This is a genomic window from Chryseobacterium sp. HNCC26DJ238 (assembly GCF_057180465.1).
In genome coordinates this window covers 123,124-138,783 of the sequence record NZ_JBXUGI010000001.1, presented here as the reverse complement: position 1 = coordinate 138,783, position 15,660 = coordinate 123,124, and the positions used below count along the sequence as shown (strand labels likewise).

Annotated in this window: 14 protein-coding genes; 9 read left to right on the top strand and 5 right to left on the bottom strand. The window is 38.1% G+C overall.

All coding sequences use genetic code 11. The features are described 5' to 3' along the window. Window positions 1–118: 118 nt before the first annotated feature. Window positions 119–1,660 carry a glycine--tRNA ligase gene (locus tag AC2A07_RS00625; protein WP_314493104.1) on the bottom strand — a complete coding sequence of 514 codons (1,542 nt, stop codon included), beginning with the start codon at window positions 1,658–1,660 and terminating at the stop codon, window positions 119–121. A 319-nt stretch (window positions 1,661–1,979) separates the two neighbouring features. Between AC2A07_RS00625 and AC2A07_RS00620 the strand changes: the two genes are divergently transcribed. The 3 genes from AC2A07_RS00620 to AC2A07_RS00610 all read left to right on the top strand — a co-directional run bounded on the left by AC2A07_RS00620 (window position 1,980) and on the right by AC2A07_RS00610 (window position 4,883). After that, window positions 1,980–2,981: an alpha/beta hydrolase gene (locus AC2A07_RS00620; protein WP_484048753.1), complete on the top strand. Its 1,002-nt coding sequence runs from the start codon at window positions 1,980–1,982 to the stop codon at window positions 2,979–2,981. Between the two features lie 75 nt (window positions 2,982–3,056). Continuing rightward, a complete protein-coding gene (locus tag AC2A07_RS00615; protein ID WP_484048752.1) occupies window positions 3,057–3,752 on the top strand; it encodes a pseudouridine synthase in 696 nt (231 codons plus the stop codon). 93 nt (window positions 3,753–3,845) lie between these two features. Beyond that, window positions 3,846–4,883, top strand: a complete 1,038-nt coding sequence (locus AC2A07_RS00610; protein ID WP_484048751.1) for a quinone-dependent dihydroorotate dehydrogenase — start codon at window positions 3,846–3,848, stop codon at window positions 4,881–4,883. A gap of 70 nt (window positions 4,884–4,953) precedes the next feature. Here the strand turns inward: AC2A07_RS00610 and AC2A07_RS00605 are convergent, their stop codons facing one another. Next, window positions 4,954–6,198: a DUF445 domain-containing protein gene (locus AC2A07_RS00605; protein WP_484048750.1), complete on the bottom strand. Its 1,245-nt coding sequence runs from the start codon at window positions 6,196–6,198 to the stop codon at window positions 4,954–4,956. A 143-nt stretch (window positions 6,199–6,341) separates the two neighbouring features. On the opposite strand from AC2A07_RS00605, the gene msrB reads away from it, so the two are divergent. The 3 genes from msrB (at window position 6,342) to AC2A07_RS00590 (ending at window position 8,109) form a co-directional block, all read left to right on the top strand. After that, window positions 6,342–6,827 (top strand): peptide-methionine (R)-S-oxide reductase MsrB, encoded by a 486-nt coding sequence (msrB, locus tag AC2A07_RS00600; protein WP_484048923.1) that lies wholly within the window; start codon window positions 6,342–6,344, stop codon window positions 6,825–6,827. 126 nt (window positions 6,828–6,953) lie between these two features. Beyond that, window positions 6,954–7,712 (top strand): murein L,D-transpeptidase catalytic domain family protein, encoded by a 759-nt coding sequence (locus AC2A07_RS00595; protein ID WP_484048749.1) that lies wholly within the window; start codon window positions 6,954–6,956, stop codon window positions 7,710–7,712. Between the two features lie 16 nt (window positions 7,713–7,728). Further along, window positions 7,729–8,109: a cupin domain-containing protein gene (locus AC2A07_RS00590; RefSeq protein ID WP_484048748.1), complete on the top strand. Its 381-nt coding sequence runs from the start codon at window positions 7,729–7,731 to the stop codon at window positions 8,107–8,109. Window positions 8,110–8,193: 84 nt separating this feature from the next. Here the strand turns inward: AC2A07_RS00590 and fabF are convergent, their stop codons facing one another. From fabF to AC2A07_RS00575, 3 genes are all read right to left on the bottom strand, one after another. After that, window positions 8,194–9,435: a beta-ketoacyl-ACP synthase II gene (gene fabF / locus AC2A07_RS00585; RefSeq protein WP_484048747.1), complete on the bottom strand. Its 1,242-nt coding sequence runs from the start codon at window positions 9,433–9,435 to the stop codon at window positions 8,194–8,196. Between the two features lie 141 nt (window positions 9,436–9,576). Continuing rightward, window positions 9,577–10,002, bottom strand: a complete 426-nt coding sequence (locus tag AC2A07_RS00580) for a PaaI family thioesterase (protein WP_484048746.1) — start codon at window positions 10,000–10,002, stop codon at window positions 9,577–9,579. Continuing rightward, window positions 9,999–10,604, bottom strand: coding sequence for a TetR/AcrR family transcriptional regulator (locus AC2A07_RS00575; protein ID WP_484048745.1), 606 nt, complete (start codon window positions 10,602–10,604; stop codon window positions 9,999–10,001). The genes AC2A07_RS00580 and AC2A07_RS00575 overlap by 4 nt, the downstream gene beginning before the upstream one ends. A 305-nt stretch (window positions 10,605–10,909) precedes the next feature. Here AC2A07_RS00575 and scpA point away from each other — a divergent pair, with 305 nt between their 5' ends. The 3 genes from scpA to AC2A07_RS00560 all read left to right on the top strand — a co-directional run bounded on the left by scpA (window position 10,910) and on the right by AC2A07_RS00560 (window position 15,601). Next, window positions 10,910–13,039 (top strand): methylmalonyl-CoA mutase, encoded by a 2,130-nt coding sequence (gene scpA, locus AC2A07_RS00570; protein ID WP_484048744.1) that lies wholly within the window; start codon window positions 10,910–10,912, stop codon window positions 13,037–13,039. Between the two features lie 107 nt (window positions 13,040–13,146). Beyond that, the gene (locus AC2A07_RS00565) at window positions 13,147–13,656 is read left to right on the top strand and encodes a hypothetical protein (protein WP_484048743.1); all 510 of its coding nucleotides are present in this window, start codon (window positions 13,147–13,149) and stop codon (window positions 13,654–13,656) included. A 553-nt stretch (window positions 13,657–14,209) separates the two neighbouring features. Beyond that, entirely contained in the window at window positions 14,210–15,601 is a 1,392-nt protein-coding gene (locus AC2A07_RS00560; RefSeq protein WP_484048742.1) for an RtcB family protein, read from the top strand. Window positions 15,602–15,660: the final 59 nt, after the last annotated feature.

Below are 15,660 nucleotides of genomic sequence, written 5' to 3'. Positions count from 1 at the left end.
TCAAGATTTTCAAAATCTAATGTGGTCTTTTCACAGATGAAAAAGATAAAACACTTCGTTAGTAATGTACTTAAATATAATTTCAACAAAAAAGCCCTGATTTCTCAAGGCTTTTCATTTATAGTTTCGAAAGTAAATTTCTGAAGTTTGTTTTCTCATCAATGATGCGTCTCAGTTCAGAGACCGGCACTCTTTCCTGCTTCATCGTATCCCTGTCTCTGATCGTTACAGTATGGTCTGTCAGTGAATCATGATCAATGGTAATACAGTAAGGTGTTCCGATAGCATCCTGTCTTCTGTATCGCTTTCCGATAGCATCTTTTTCTTCGTAGAATAAGTTGAAATCATATTTCAGATCGTTGAAGATATTCTCAGCATATTCTGCAAGACCATCTTTTTTCATTAAAGGAAGAATGGCAGCCTTCACAGGAGCCAGAGCCGGAGGCAGCGATAGAACTGTTCTTTCCGAACCGTCTTCCAGCACTTCATCTTTTAAGCAGTGGGAAAATATAGAGAGGAATAAGCGGTCAAGACCTACAGAGGTTTCTACAACATAAGGAACATAATTTTCGTTTCTTTCAGGGTCAAAAAACTGTAATTTTCTGCCGGAATGTTTTTCGTGAGCCTTTAAATCGAAATCTGTTCTAGAGTGGATACCTTCAAGTTCTTTAAATCCAAAAGGAAAATTAAACTCAATGTCTGCTGCTGCATTTGCGTAGTGAGCAAGCTTTTCGTGATCATGGAATCTGTAGTTCTCATTTCCTAATCCTAAAGCCAGATGCCAGTTCAGACGTTTTGTTTTCCACTGTTGGTAGAATTCCAGTTCGGTTCCCGGAGCAACGAAGAACTGCATTTCCATCTGTTCAAATTCACGCATCCTGAAAATGAACTGTCTTGCAACAATCTCATTTCTGAAAGCCTTACCAATCTGGGCAATACCAAAAGGAAGTCTGTGACGTGAAGTTTTCTGTACGTTCAGGAAATTTACAAAAATACCCTGTGCTGTTTCAGGTCTTAAATAAAGATCCATTGCAGAATCAGCAGAAGCTCCCAGTTTAGTTCCGAACATCAGGTTAAACTGTCTTACTTCCGTCCAGTTTCGGGATCCGGTATCCGGATCGGCAATTTCCAGTTCTTCGATTAAAGCTTTTACATCAGCAAGGTCTTCATTTTCTAAAGATTTTGCAAGTCTTGAAAGGATTTCAGTTCTTTTTGCTCGATATTCTAAAATTTTAGGATTCGTTGCTTCAAACTGAGCCTTATCAAAAGATTCACCAAATCTTTTGGCTGCTTTTTCAATTTCCTTATTTTCCTTATCCTCAATTTTAGCACAGTAATCTTCTACCAGAACATCAGCTCTGAAACGCTTTTTAGAATCCTTGTTGTCAATCAGTGGATCGTTAAAAGCATCTACGTGTCCTGATGCTTTCCACGTGGTGGGGTGCATAAGGATTGCCGAGTCAATACCTACAATATTTTCGTTAAGCTGTACCATTGCTTTCCACCAATATTGTTTGATATTGTTTTTTAATTCGGCACCGTTTTGTCCATAATCATAAACTGCGGATAAACCGTCATAGATCTCACTTGAAGGGAAAATAAAACCATATTCCTTAGCATGAGAAATCACTTTCTTGAAAACATCTTCTTGCTTTGCCATAATTTTTTAACGTCTGAAGTGCAAAAATATGAATTTGAATCCCAATTCCATGAAATTCAAATAAAAAAGCTGTTAATAAACAGGCAATATTTCTATTTTTAATCTTCAGGAGCTGGGAACCTGCTTTCCGCTGTATCTTTTGCTTCACTCCGTTCCGCAAAAGGATGCCGCTGCAATCATGGCTAAAAAGAAATAAATAAATTTAATTATTATTGTCTTATTTTGAGACAATTTGCCGAGATTTGTTTTATCTGAAAATTTCCTAAATGAAAAAATCTGTTTTTTTAATTGTAAGCTTTGTTTTATCTGCTCAGTTTTTATGGCTCAGAAAATCCCGGAAGGAAAAGTGATTACCACGTCCATCACCGCAAAAACTTTAAAAAACAAAGCAGGAGAAAATCCTGAGCGAAGGGTTTCGGTTTATCTTCCGCCGGATTATGAAAAATCAACGAAAAGATATCCTGTTATTTATTACTTACATGGCTTTTTCTGGAATGACAGCTTATTGATAGCCAATGATAAGATCAACCATATTATTGATCGTGCAATCAGCTCAGAAAAGATAAAGCCTGTAATTGTGGTGATGCCGGATGAAAGCACGGTTTTCAAAGGAAGTTTTTATGCCAATTCAAAATCTTCAGGAAAATGGTCAGATTTTACGTCGGTCGAACTGGTAGATTTTATTGATAAAAAGTACAGAACAATAGCCAATAAAGACAGTCGCGGAATTTCAGGACATTCGATGGGCGGAAACGGAGCATTGCGAAATGCATTTCTTCATCCTGAATTTTTTTCGTCTGTTTATGCCTTATCCCCGGGAATTTTAGATGCGGGATACTTTGCATTAAGCGAAATTGATTCATATAAAAATGGGATAAATGTGAGAGAGGTAAAGGATCTTTCAAAACCTGAAAATGCAGGACTCAATATTATTTTTGCCATTGCAAGAGCATATAACGGAAATGAAAATAAACCTCCTTTTTTTGCAGATCTGCCTTTTTCTTTTCAGGGAGATATCCTGAAAGTAGATGCTTCCGTTATAGAAGAGCTTAAGAAAAATTCAACGTCCGAATTGGTCTTTTCTCAATATGAAAACATCAAAAAACTGAAAGCGATAAAATTCGACTGGGGAAGAAATGACGAACTGATACACATTCTCCCAAGCTGTATGAGCTTAAGCAAAAACCTTGAGATGCTAAAAATAAAACATGAAGCTGAAGAGTATATCGGAACGCACGGAAGCGAAGTCAGTAAAGAAAACGGTCGTATCGAAAATCAGATGCTGCCGTTCTTCAATCATCACCTTAAGTTTGAAGAATAATGCATGCTCTGAAATTTAATACAGGATTTCAAACAGGATCAGGGCCATATATCTAAAAACATCTATTTTTGTTCTATGTTAGAAATTCTTTATCGTGATGAACATCTTATTGCCATCAATAAGCCCAGTGGATTATTGGTTCATAAATCTTTTTATTCAGGAGAGGCAGATACGTATGCCATTCGGGAGTTAAGACAGCAGATCGGGCAAAAAGTTTATCCCGTTCATCGCTTAGACCGTAAAACTTCGGGCATCCTGCTGTTTACTTTAGATAAAGAAACCCTCAGGATCATGAGTGATCAGTTTGCCGCTCGACAGGTAGAAAAGAAATATTTGGCAATTCTGCGTGGCTGGACAAAAGAAGAAGAAACGATTGATTACGATTTGGTTAATGAAAATGAAGTTAAACAAAATGCAATAACCTTTTATCGTCGGCTGCAGAGTTCGGAAATAGATTTGCCATTTTTAAAACATCAGACTTCCAGATATTGCCTGGTAGAAGCAATTCCCGAAACGGGACGTTTTCATCAGCTGAGAAAACATTTTAAGCATATTTTACATCCCATTTTAGGCTGTCGCAAACATGGTTGCAATAAGCAGAATAAATTATGGCTTCAGACATTCGGAATCAGTAAAATGACCCTTCATGCCCACCAACTCATATTTAACCATCCGATTTCCAGCCAGAGAATTACATTAAATGCTACGATAGACGATGAGTTCAAAAAAGTAGGGGATGTTTTGGGTTTCGACTTAAGTTTATACAGTTGACCATTCTTATCATTTACCTATAATCTGATTAAATATCACAGGTCAACAAAACATTAATTTTAAAATGATTATTTTTGTAAAACTTTTTTTCCAATGTACAAATCGATCATCCGCCCAATTCTTTTCAAATTCGATCCCGAAGAAGTTCACCATTTTACTTTTTCGATGATTAAAAATTTCGGTTTTCTGACTAAACTGTTCCTTCCAAAACCCATTGTTGACAAACGTCTGGAAAGAGAGGTTTTCGGATTGAAATTCAAAAATCCTGTAGGATTGGCAGCCGGTTTTGATAAGAATGCAGTTCTCTTTAATGAGTTGGGAGATTTAGGATTCGGATTTGTGGAAATTGGAACCGTAACTCCGAAGTCGCAGGCCGGAAATCCTAAAAAAAGACTCTTCCGCCTCATTGAAGATGGAGGGATCATCAACAGGATGGGGTTCAACAATGATGGTCTTGGAGCAGCTATTGAAAAACTGAAAGGGAATAAAGGCAAAATCATCATAGGAGGCAATATCGGTAAAAATACGAATACAACCCCTGAAAATTATACGCAGGATTATCTTGACTGTTTTGAAGGTTTGCATCCTTATGTAGACTATTTTGTACTCAATGTGAGCTGTCCGAATGTTGGAAGTCACGCAAAACTCGAAGATGTAGAATATCTCAGAGAATTGATTACAGAAGTTAAAAAAATCAATCAGACCAAGCCAAAACAAAAACCGATTTTACTAAAGATTGCTCCCGATTTAAACAATCAGCAATTGGATGAAATTATTGAACTGATTGCAGATACAAAGATTGACGGAATTGTGGTTTCAAATACATCAGTTAATAGAGAAGGCTTAAAAACTTCGCCTGAAGTTTTGGCAGAAATTGGAAACGGTGGTTTAAGTGGTAAACCTATTCGTGAGCGTAGTACAAAAATGATCCAATATCTTTCAGATAAAAGCAACAGAGCATTTCCGATTATTGGAGTTGGCGGAATTCATTCTGCTAAAGATGCTATTGAAAAACTGAATGCAGGCGCAACTTTAGTCCAGTTATACACCGGATTTATCTATGAAGGACCCCAATTGATCAACGATATTAATCAGGAACTTTTAACAAGAGCAGGTAGAATTTCAAGGTAAGTTCTGAATAAAATATATAAAAAAAGCAAAGACTAAGGACTTTGCTTTTTTTATGCTTATAAATTTAGTTTTATAGAAAAAAGTGCGAAATAGTATAGATAATCAATCCTACCAATCCTCCAACCAGAGTTCCGTTCACACGGATGAACTGTAGATCTTTTCCCACTTCCAGTTCCATTTTTTCACTCAGCTCTTTCCCCTGCCAGTTTCCAACCGTTGAACTGATGAGGTTTCCGGCCTGATGGGTGTTTTTCAGAATATATTTGTATGCAGTTACCCGTACCCATTGATCTATTTTATTCTGTAGTTTTTCGTCGGTTTTTAAATTTTGAGAAAATTCATTCAGATTTTTTGTAATGTATTTTTTTAGAGATGATTCAGTTTCCTGCAACTCTGTACTCAGTGTTTTCTTTATGGAGATCCAGATGTCATTCGAATATTCATCCAGCTTGTCATTGTTTAGGAAGTCGTTTTTAATGGTTTTAAACTCATCGTTCCATTTAGGATCTTCTTTCAGGTCAACAGAAAACTCATAGATTTTTTTGGTGATCAGATCCCTGATTTCGTGATGGGTATCTTCTTCAATTTCTCTGAAGAAATCAGAAAGTCCGCCGGCAATTTTTTCAGCAATTTTATTGTCGACAAAAGAGGGAATAAAAGTATAGCTTCCCTTTCTTACTCTTTCCTGGATCATGCTGTCATTTTCAATGAGATATTCTTTAATCTGTTTTGAAAGATTGGTTACGATTTTCTGATGATCGTTTTTATCTAAAAGATAGATGATTCCATGGCCTAAAATTTTATTCAGCTGTACATCATCGGTCATTTCGCTGACTTTTTTGCTTATAAAGCGGCTTACCTCAGAATCATCCAGCTTGTTGAGGATATCCAAAATAATATCTGAAAGATTTTTAATCAGGACATCCTGGTTTCTTTCCTTTGTCAGCCATTCACCTACAAAATTTGATATCTTAATTTTTTGAATATAAGGGCGGATGGTTTCGGGTGAAAGAAAATTTGAAACCACAAAGGTTCCCAGGTTGTCACCCAGTTTTTCTTTGCTGTTTTCTATCAGGTTCGTATGCGGAATCGGGAGTCCAAGGGGATGGCGGAACAGAGCTGTTACCGCAAACCAGTCTGCCAGGGCACCTACCATCGCTGCTTCAGAAAATGCACGTACATAACCGATCCAATGGGATTCATGGGTTTTCTGAAGAATGGTCGTTATCACGAAAATAACCGCCATCAAAACAAAAAGTCCTGTAGCAATAGCTTTGTACTTATTGAGCTGTTTTCTTTTTAGTTCATCATTCATAGTCTCAAATTTAGTGAATTGGAATTGGGAAGAAAAATAAAATGATCAAAAACAAATTACGGATTAAAATTTGCATAGACTTTTCCGTTGTAAAATCAATCATGAAATTTTTGATTCCCCTTTTATTATTAACCGTTCTGCAGATGTGTTCGCAGACCCAAAAACCCGTTAAAACGACTCCTATGGAAAATACTGAAGCAAAAAACAATCCATATTATTCAAGAACAGACCGCACAAAACTGAACGTCTCAAATGAAGAATGGAAAAAAATTCTGTCACCGGATTTATATGCTATTGCAAGAGAAGCCGCCACAGAAAGACCTTTTACGGGGAAATATAATGAATTTGACGAATTGGGAGAATACTACTGTGCTGTTTGCGGCAATCATTTATTCAGATCAGATTCAAAGTTTTCGTCTACCTGTGGCTGGCCAAGTTTTTTTGAAGCCGATAAACAGGGTACTGCTTACAACAGGGATTCTTCTCACGGAATGGAAAGAATTGAAGTCGTTTGCAAGCGTTGCGATTCTCATTTAGGTCACGTTTTCAATGACGGTCCGGCTCCTACAGGAACCCGTTATTGTATGAATTCTGTCAGCCTTGAGTTCGTACCGTATTCTCAAAAATAATTGCTTACTGTCAGATAATCATTGCGTTAAACTTTCTTAAATTCAGTTAAACTTTACGGTTTTTGACTGATGTCTTGTTGTGTTTTTATAATTTTGTCCCACAAATTTTAATTAACATAATATTTAATGAAAGGATTTTATAGCTTATTAGGCATTGTTTACCTGATCTCAACTTCATTTTATCTTTCTCCTGATAGAAAAAATCATAAAGAAGCTGAAAAAAGATTAAACAGGACAGAAACTATAGTTGATACAAAATCTCTCAAAACTACAAACAGCGTGAGTTCTTCAGAAGAACTTTATAATTCAATAATTTTTGATACCGATCACAAACTCAATTTCGATGTATTTTCCAAAGCTTTATTAGGATTCGAAAACCTTAAAAAAGCGGGTAAGCTCAGTGAAGAAGCACATTTGTTAACAATTTGTGATTTTTCCATGTCTTCCAATACCAAAAGGCTTTGGGTCATTGATATAAATGAAAGAAAAGTTCTTTTTAATTCATTGGTTGCCCACGGGAAAAATACAGGAGAAGAGTTTGCAACAAACTTTTCCAATACCGAAAGTTCACTGCAGAGCAGTATGGGATTTTATGTTACAGAATCAACCTACAATGGTGATAACGGATATTCTCTGAAACTTTTGGGGATGGATAAGGGTTTTAATGATGCAGCATACAGAAGAGCTGTCGTGATGCACGGAGCAGATTATGTAAGTGAGGAATTTGCAGCAACGCATAAAAGGATCGGAAGAAGCTGGGGGTGTCCTGCAATACCAAGAAACTTGACCGAACCGATCATCAATACCATCAAAGGAAAAAACTGTCTTTTTATTTATTATCCTGATGAGAATTATCTTTCATCTTCAGAATGGCTGAAAGCATAATTCACATTTCAGAATCATGGACGCCAATTCAGATTTTATTCCAGCGGTACGTTTAAAAAGCAACCCTGATGGAAGCAGTACATATGAAAAAGGTAAATTGCCTTCTTTACAGTCAGTTACGGCTTCATCATTCTGGATAAGCAGACAGACTGAAGATTGGGAGAAAGATATTCATCCCGCTCCGCGAAAGCAGTTTGTCATCACCTTAAGAGGGAAAATAAAATTTAAAGTAAGTGATGATTCCACATTTCTGATTGAACCCGGGATCATTCTTTTAGCTGAAGATACTGAAGGTGAGGGACACAGTTGGACAATGGAAGAAGGAGATCAGTGGGAACGGGTTTATATTCCAATGGAAGAAAGTTCTGAAGCTCTTTTTGTTCCGGATACTGTTTGATTAAGATAGATATCCAACTTACAATAAAACAAAAAGCAGTCACACAATAATGTGACTGCTTTTTTGTTGGATAGAATAATAAGTTTATTTAAACTTTTTAAAGACCAGAGTAGCATTGTGTCCGCCAAAACCAAAGGCATTACTTAATGCAAAGTTAATTTCCTTTTCTTTCGCTTCATTGAATACAATATTGATATCTCTCGGTATTCTTTCGTCTACCTGATGCATATTGATTGTTGGTGGTATAATTCCGTTTTGGATTGCTTTAATGGAAAGAATTGCTTCTGCTGCTCCGGCAGCACCCAGTAAATGCCCGGTCATCGATTTAGTGGCACTGATATCCAAATTGGTATTTCCTTTGAAAACCTTTGTGATGGCATTCAGTTCAATGAGGTCTCCCAGAGGAGTAGAGGTTGCGTGTGGATTGATATAATTAATATCTTCAGCATTGGCGCCCGCTTCTTCCAAAGCAAGCTGCATCGCTTTTATGGCTCCTGCCCCTTCCGGATGAGGTGCTGTCATGTGATAGGCGTCAGCGGTCATTGCTGCGCCTACTAATTCAGCATATATTTTTGCACCACGCGCTTTGGCGTGTTCATATTCTTCAAGGACTAAAGATCCTGCACCTTCACCCATTACAAAACCGTCGCGGTCAGCATCATATGGTCGGCTGGCTGTTGCAAAATCATCATTTCTTGTTGACATCGCTTTCATGATCGAGAATCCACCGACAGATGCAGGTGTGATTGCTGCTTCTGAGCCTCCGCTGATGATAACTTTCGCCTTTCCGAGGCGGATATAATTGAATGCATCCATGATGGCAGTATTACCGGTAGCACATGCAGAAACAGTTGTATAGTTGATTCCCTGAAGTCCAAACTTCATAGAGATCATTCCTGACGCCATGTTGGCAATAAACTTAGGAACAAAAAAGGGATTGAAGCGCGGGTTTCCGTCCCCTGCAGCATATTCCATAACTTCATGCTCGAAAGTCCACATTCCTCCCTGCCCGGTTCCCCAGATCACACCGGTATCGAACGGATCCATCTTTTCAAAATCCAGCCCGGAATCCTGAATGGCTTCAGCAGATGAATACATCGCATATTGAGTAAAAAGATCACTTCTCTTTATTTCGTTGTGCGTCAGATGAACTTTTGGTTCAAAATTTTTCACTTCACACGCAAAATGCACCTTGAATTTTTCTGTATCGAAGTGCGTGATCAAATCTGCTCCGCTTCTTCCATTAATGCTGTTTTGCCAAAAATCTTCGACATTGTTTCCCAAAGGTGTTACTGCACCCAGTCCTGTGATGACAACTCTTTTCATAAGTTTACGATGTTATTTTTTAAAGTTTATGAAATTGCTTCTGTCCTAAAACACGCAGCGGTCTCATAAATAATGATATTCTTTTTTAAGTTCAGATTATAGTATCAAAACTATGCCTGAAATAAATTGATGATTTTATATTTAATTATTGATTTTAAATAAATTAGAGGTTCCTCTTGCAATCAGGCGTGTTTTATCGGAATTCCAGATCTCACACTGTGCATTGACAAATTGTTTTCCTCTTTTGATAATTTTAGTTTCAGCTATAATCCGGTCATTTTCTTTTGCCGTTGAGAAATAGTCAATCGTATTGTTAATGGTTGTAATGAATGACTTTTCATTTAAAGAAAACATAGTTGCACCGATGCTGTCATCCATGATCGCAGCAGTGACACCACCGTGAAGATTGCCCATCGGATTGAGCCATTCCGGCCTTACAGTGTACTGAAATTCTACCTGTCCTTCTTCTGCTGAAATGACCACAGGATTAAGCCATCGCATGAACGGTGAAGGGGATTCGGAAAATTCTTTACCGATAAAACTCTGAAGTTTTTCAAGTTTATTCATGATGGAATCTTTTTAATCTCGTAATTAATAATAGATAAAACTCTGTCCAGGGCAAGGTTCAGATGCTTTTCATCGGAGGTTGTTTTGGAGAGGAGAATGCCACCTTCAACCATCATTACAAAAAGGGATGCATATTCAGCGGGATTTATTTCCGGATTAAACTCCCCATTTTCCTGACCTTTTAAAATAATTGTTGAAATGCTTTTCATCCAGACGGTGAATGAGAGTTTCACCTGCTTTTGAAGTTTAGGAAAAGTATCATCGGATTCTGTTGCCGCATTCATGATGGGGCATCCGCCGTTGGCGAAAACAAAATGCCAGTTCTTCCTGTAAAATGCAACAAAGGCCCGGAGCTTGTCCAGTGAACTTGGAAATTCTTCACTGAAGGATCTTGAAAGATTTTTTCTGAGCAGCCCGGAATTGAATTTATAAACCTCAAGCGCCAGTTCGTCCCTGTTTTCGAAATTCCCGTAAATGCTTCCTTTGGTCAGACCGGTCGCTTCCGAAATGTCAGATAATGATGTTCTCGTGTAGCCTTTGCTGTTAAACAGGGCTGCGGTCTTCTCAATAATAAACTGTTTTGTCTTTTCTGCTTTAGACATCTGATAGAAAAAGGTCTGCAAATATAACAAAAATATACCAATCGGTATATTTTAATTTAAAATTAGAGTATTAAAATTGCATGATTTATATTGGAATGTAAAATTTTTGGTCATATTATCCGTTAAGCAAAAGAATCGATCAGATACTTTTCCCTGAATTAAAATTGAAGAATGTGATGAGCCGGCTTAAGCAAATGGTTGGAATATTCGGTTCTGTACTTTAATTACACAAAATTTACTGGTGAAAATTATCCTCTACTTGTTATTCTGAAAATGCTTATTTTTAAAATCTTAAATCAGAAAGCATGAGAAGGGAAATTAAAAATAAAAATCCCCAATTTACCATATCCGAAAAACATCTTGAGATCTATCAGTTTGAGAAAGACGGCCTCGAACTGAAATCTAAATATTCCTCAGAAGATATTAAAGATAAGAACATCAGTAACGGATCGCCGGGAATTGAACCTTTCCTGAGAGGCCCTTATTCTACAATGTACGTTCAGAAGCCGTGGACTGTCCGTCAGTATGCAGGATTTTCTACCGCAGAAGAATCTAATGCCTTTTACAGAAGAAATCTGGCAGCGGGACAGAAAGGGCTTTCAGTAGCTTTTGATCTGGCAACACACCGGGGATATGACTCTGATCATGCAAGAGTAGTAGGTGATGTAGGAAAAGCGGGTGTTGCTATTGATTCCGTTGAGGATATGAAGATCTTATTCAATGAGATTCCTCTTGATCAGATTTCTGTATCCATGACGATGAACGGAGCGGTGCTTCCTATCCTGTCATTTTATATTGTTGCTGCAGAAGAACAGGGAGTTTCGCAGGATCTCCTTTCAGGAACCATTCAGAATGATATTTTAAAAGAATTCATGGTGCGGAATACCTATATTTATCCGCCCACGCCCTCTATGAAAATCATTGCCGATATTTTTGAATATACTTCTGAAAATATCCCGAAATTCAATTCAATTTCTATTTCGGGTTACCATATGCAGGAAGCAGGAGCAACACCGGTATTGGAAATGGCTTATACCCTGGCGGATGGGCTTGAATATGTAAGAACAGGGATCAAAGCAGGGATGAAAGTGGATGACTTTGCGCCGAGATTATCATTTTTCTGGGCGATTGGGATGAATCATTTTATGGAAATCGCCAAAATGCGCGCTGCCAGATATATCTGGGCTACACTATTAAAACAGTTTGATCCTCAGAATCCGAAATCACTGGCATTAAGAACACACTCACAGACGTCTGGATGGTCATTGACAGAGCAGGAGCCTTTTAATAATATTACAAGAACTGCCATTGAAGCACTGTCTTCAGCTTTAGGGGGTACACAGTCTTTACATACCAATGCATTGGATGAAGCCATTGCTCTTCCAACTGATTATTCTGCAAAAATTGCCAGAAACACACAGATTATTCTCCAACAGGAAAGCGGAATATGTGACGTTGTGGATCCGATGGGAGGAAGTACTCTGGTCGAAAGTCTTACTCAACAGATGATCGAAGAAGCGATGAAATTCATCGATGAGGTTGAAAAAGAAGGGGGAATGACCAAAGCGATCGAAGCCGGAATTCCAAAAATGAGAATTGAAGAGGCGGCTGCAAAGAAACAGGCTAAAATCGACAGCGGTGAAGAATTTATTATCGGAGTTAATTCATTTAAATCAAGTTTAAAGCAGACTCCCATTGATATTTTAGATATTGATAACACAGAAGTCCGGAGAAAACAAATCGAACGGTTAGAAAAAATAAAGTCTGAAAGAAACGCCGCGTCCGTTGAAGAAGTTCTTGATGAAATCCGGGAATCTGCAAAAACAGGAAACGGAAATCTACTGGCATTATGTATTGAAGCCGCCCGCAGAAGGGTAACTTTAGGTGAAATGAGTGATGCAATGGAAGAAACCTTCGGACGCTATAAGGCAAATATCAGAACCATACAGGGAGTTTACGCAATGAATGCAGGGAAAAACGAATATTTTGGCAAGGCACTTCAGCTCACTCAGAAATTTGAGGAGGAAGAAGGCAGACGACCGAGGATTATGGTGGCAAAAATGGGGCAGGACGGGCATGACCGTGGTGCAAAAGTGGTGGCAACTGCTTTCGCTGACATGGGATTTGACGTTGATGTTGCCCCTCTGTTCCAGACTCCGGAAGAAGTGGCAAAACAGGCAGTGGAAAATGATATCCATATTTTAGGAGTATCTTCACTGGCAGCAGGTCACAAAACCCTGGTTCCACAGGTTGTTGAAGAATTAAAAAAACTCGGAGCAGAAGATATTACTATAGTTGTCGGAGGGGTTATTCCACAGCAGGACTACGAATTTCTGTATGCAAACGGTGCAGATTTTATTTTCGGTCCCGGAACTAATCTTCCGAAATGTGCAGTAGATATATTAAACAGATTTTTAAACGGGATGGGACAGTAAAAAATATGTTTTATAAAAAACTTAATTTAAATTTAAGTTAATATATAAAGTGAAATTTATTTTTGCACAGCTTTTGTACTGTATAAGGAAACCAAAAATAAAATAGTATGGCATATACAGTAATTTCAGTATTTCCGGCAAATACAGACACAGAAGAAATCAAAAATGAACTTCAGAATCAGGGATTCAATAGTTCGGATATCATCATCTCAACCTCAAAATTTGAAGACGATTCAGTAATCGGAGATTATACTGAAGACGAAAAAACTAAAAGTTTCTGGGATCATGTTTTCGTGAGTGACAATGAAATGTTAGACGCCTACAGCAGAGAAAGCGCAGGTAAGACAAACGTAGTGGTTTATGCTTCGGATATAGATAATGCACAAAAAGCGAAAAATATACTTTACAGTAAAGGTGCTGTTGAGGTTAAGAAAAAAACTTCTGAGCATACAGAATCACAGTCTGATGCACAGGCAGCAGGCTTGCCTCAGGATGTTTACGACGGTATAATTGCTAAAGCCAAACATGATGTTTACTTTTTAGATAATGAAAGAGTCTACAGTCCTACCAGTAAAGGGATGGGTGACACTATGGACGGCCTTGGTTCTAAGGATTAGAATCTATATCATACAGTCTGAGCATATTATCTCAGACTTTTTTATTTAAAAAAAATATTTCAAAAGAAATTTTTTATATATTTGCAGCTCAGATCAAGTTTAACCATTAAAAACAGCGAAGCAATGTTCAGATACAATCAACATTCATCAGTAGGTTTGCCTTTTGCAAAGGCGAGGCTTCGTGGTTTGGTACATTCTTAGAATAACAGTATAATGAAATATCAAAACCCGAAGTCGTAAGATTTCGGGTTTTTTGTTGTACAATACCTTAAACTCAAAACAATTTTCCCGAAATCTTTTCTTTAGGAGTTTCATCCGGCATGCAGTATATATTGCGCAAAGTCAGTGCTGTATCTTTTTTTGTCACCACTCTTTCTGGACTGTGTAAAAAAAGAAGACGCTGTAATCGCATCTGGGATAACTTCTATAATCGGCTCACAGGTTTCTAAGACCTGTGATGTCAACAAAAACAACTTAAAATGAGTTGAAAAAACATTCGATGCAGTAATGTCTGACATGCTGTGTCTGATAATTAACATGTTATTAAAAAACAATGGGAAATTTAAAATTAAAAGGAAAAGATATATTAAAATTGGGATATCCGAATAATCAAAGCGTTAATATTGCTTTGGAGGTGATGAAGAGAAATTTTGCCACTAAAAATATTCATTATGTGAAAGCCCTCTTGAAGGATATTCAGGTTAATCCGGAAAATTATGAGAAAGATCTGACTTTCGGACAAATTGCTGAAGCCCTGCTTTCATCCCGCAAAACAGAAAAAAGAATGCTTAGCACAAACAGGGCACCGTTTCAGATTTTCGGAAGTATTATTTCGGATGAAGCAAAAAATCAGCTGTATACGGCTTTGAAACTTCCGATCTCATTACAGGGAGCTCTGATGCCTGATGCACACAGCGGTTACGGACTTCCGATCGGCGGTGTTTTAGCAGTAGAAAATGCTGTGATTCCGTACGGAGTGGGAATGGATATTGGCTGTAGAATGAGCCTCAGTATATTGGATACACCGATTTCATATCTTGACGGAGCAAAGGATAAATATGAAAAAGCGCTTGCCGAACATACAAAATTCGGAATGTACGAAACGCATAAATCTCACGTCGGGCATGAAATTTTCGACAGGGATACATTCGATCTCATTCCGGTGTTGAGAAGATTAAAAGGAAAAGCGATTAAACAGATGGGGAGTTCCGGGGGTGGAAATCATTTTGTGGAATTCGGTGAAGTTGAAATTACGGAAGAAGATCAGCAGATCGGACTTCAAAAAGGCAAATACCTCGGAATTCTTTCACACAGCGGATCCCGTGGGTTAGGCGCAGAAATCGCGCAGTACTATTCGAGAGTGGCGACCGCACAGTGCCCTTTGCCAAAAGAAGCTCAAAACTTTGCGTGGCTGGATTTGGATACACACCTCGGATCAGAATACTGGACAGCAATGAATCTTGCTGGTGACTATGCTTCGGCCTGTCACGACGATATTCACCGAAGACTGGTTAAAGCAGTTGGAGGAAGAGTTAAAGCCAGCATTGAAAATCATCACAACTTTGCCTGGAAAGAAATACATCATGGAAAAGAGATGATTGTTCACAGGAAGGGTGCAACGCCTGCCAATCAAAATGAATTAGGTATAATCCCCGGTTCGATGACGGCAAAAGGTTTCATCGTCCGTGGAAAAGGAAATCCTGATTCGTTGCATTCAGCTTCACACGGAGCCGGCAGAGCCTTTTCAAGAGGAGAATGCAGAAACCGATTTACACAAAATGACATTAAGAAAGAACTGAAATTAAAAAATGTCATCCTGATGGGCGGAAATGCAGAAGAAGCACCAATGGCATATAAAGACATCAATGAAGTGATGAGTGCTCAAAGCGAACTGGTTGATATTCTCGGAACTTTCCAGCCTCGGATTGTAAGGATGGATAAATAAAATGATTGACAGGTTATCGTTGTTTGATTTTCTTGCAGCGATCAACTGTCAGCAATTAA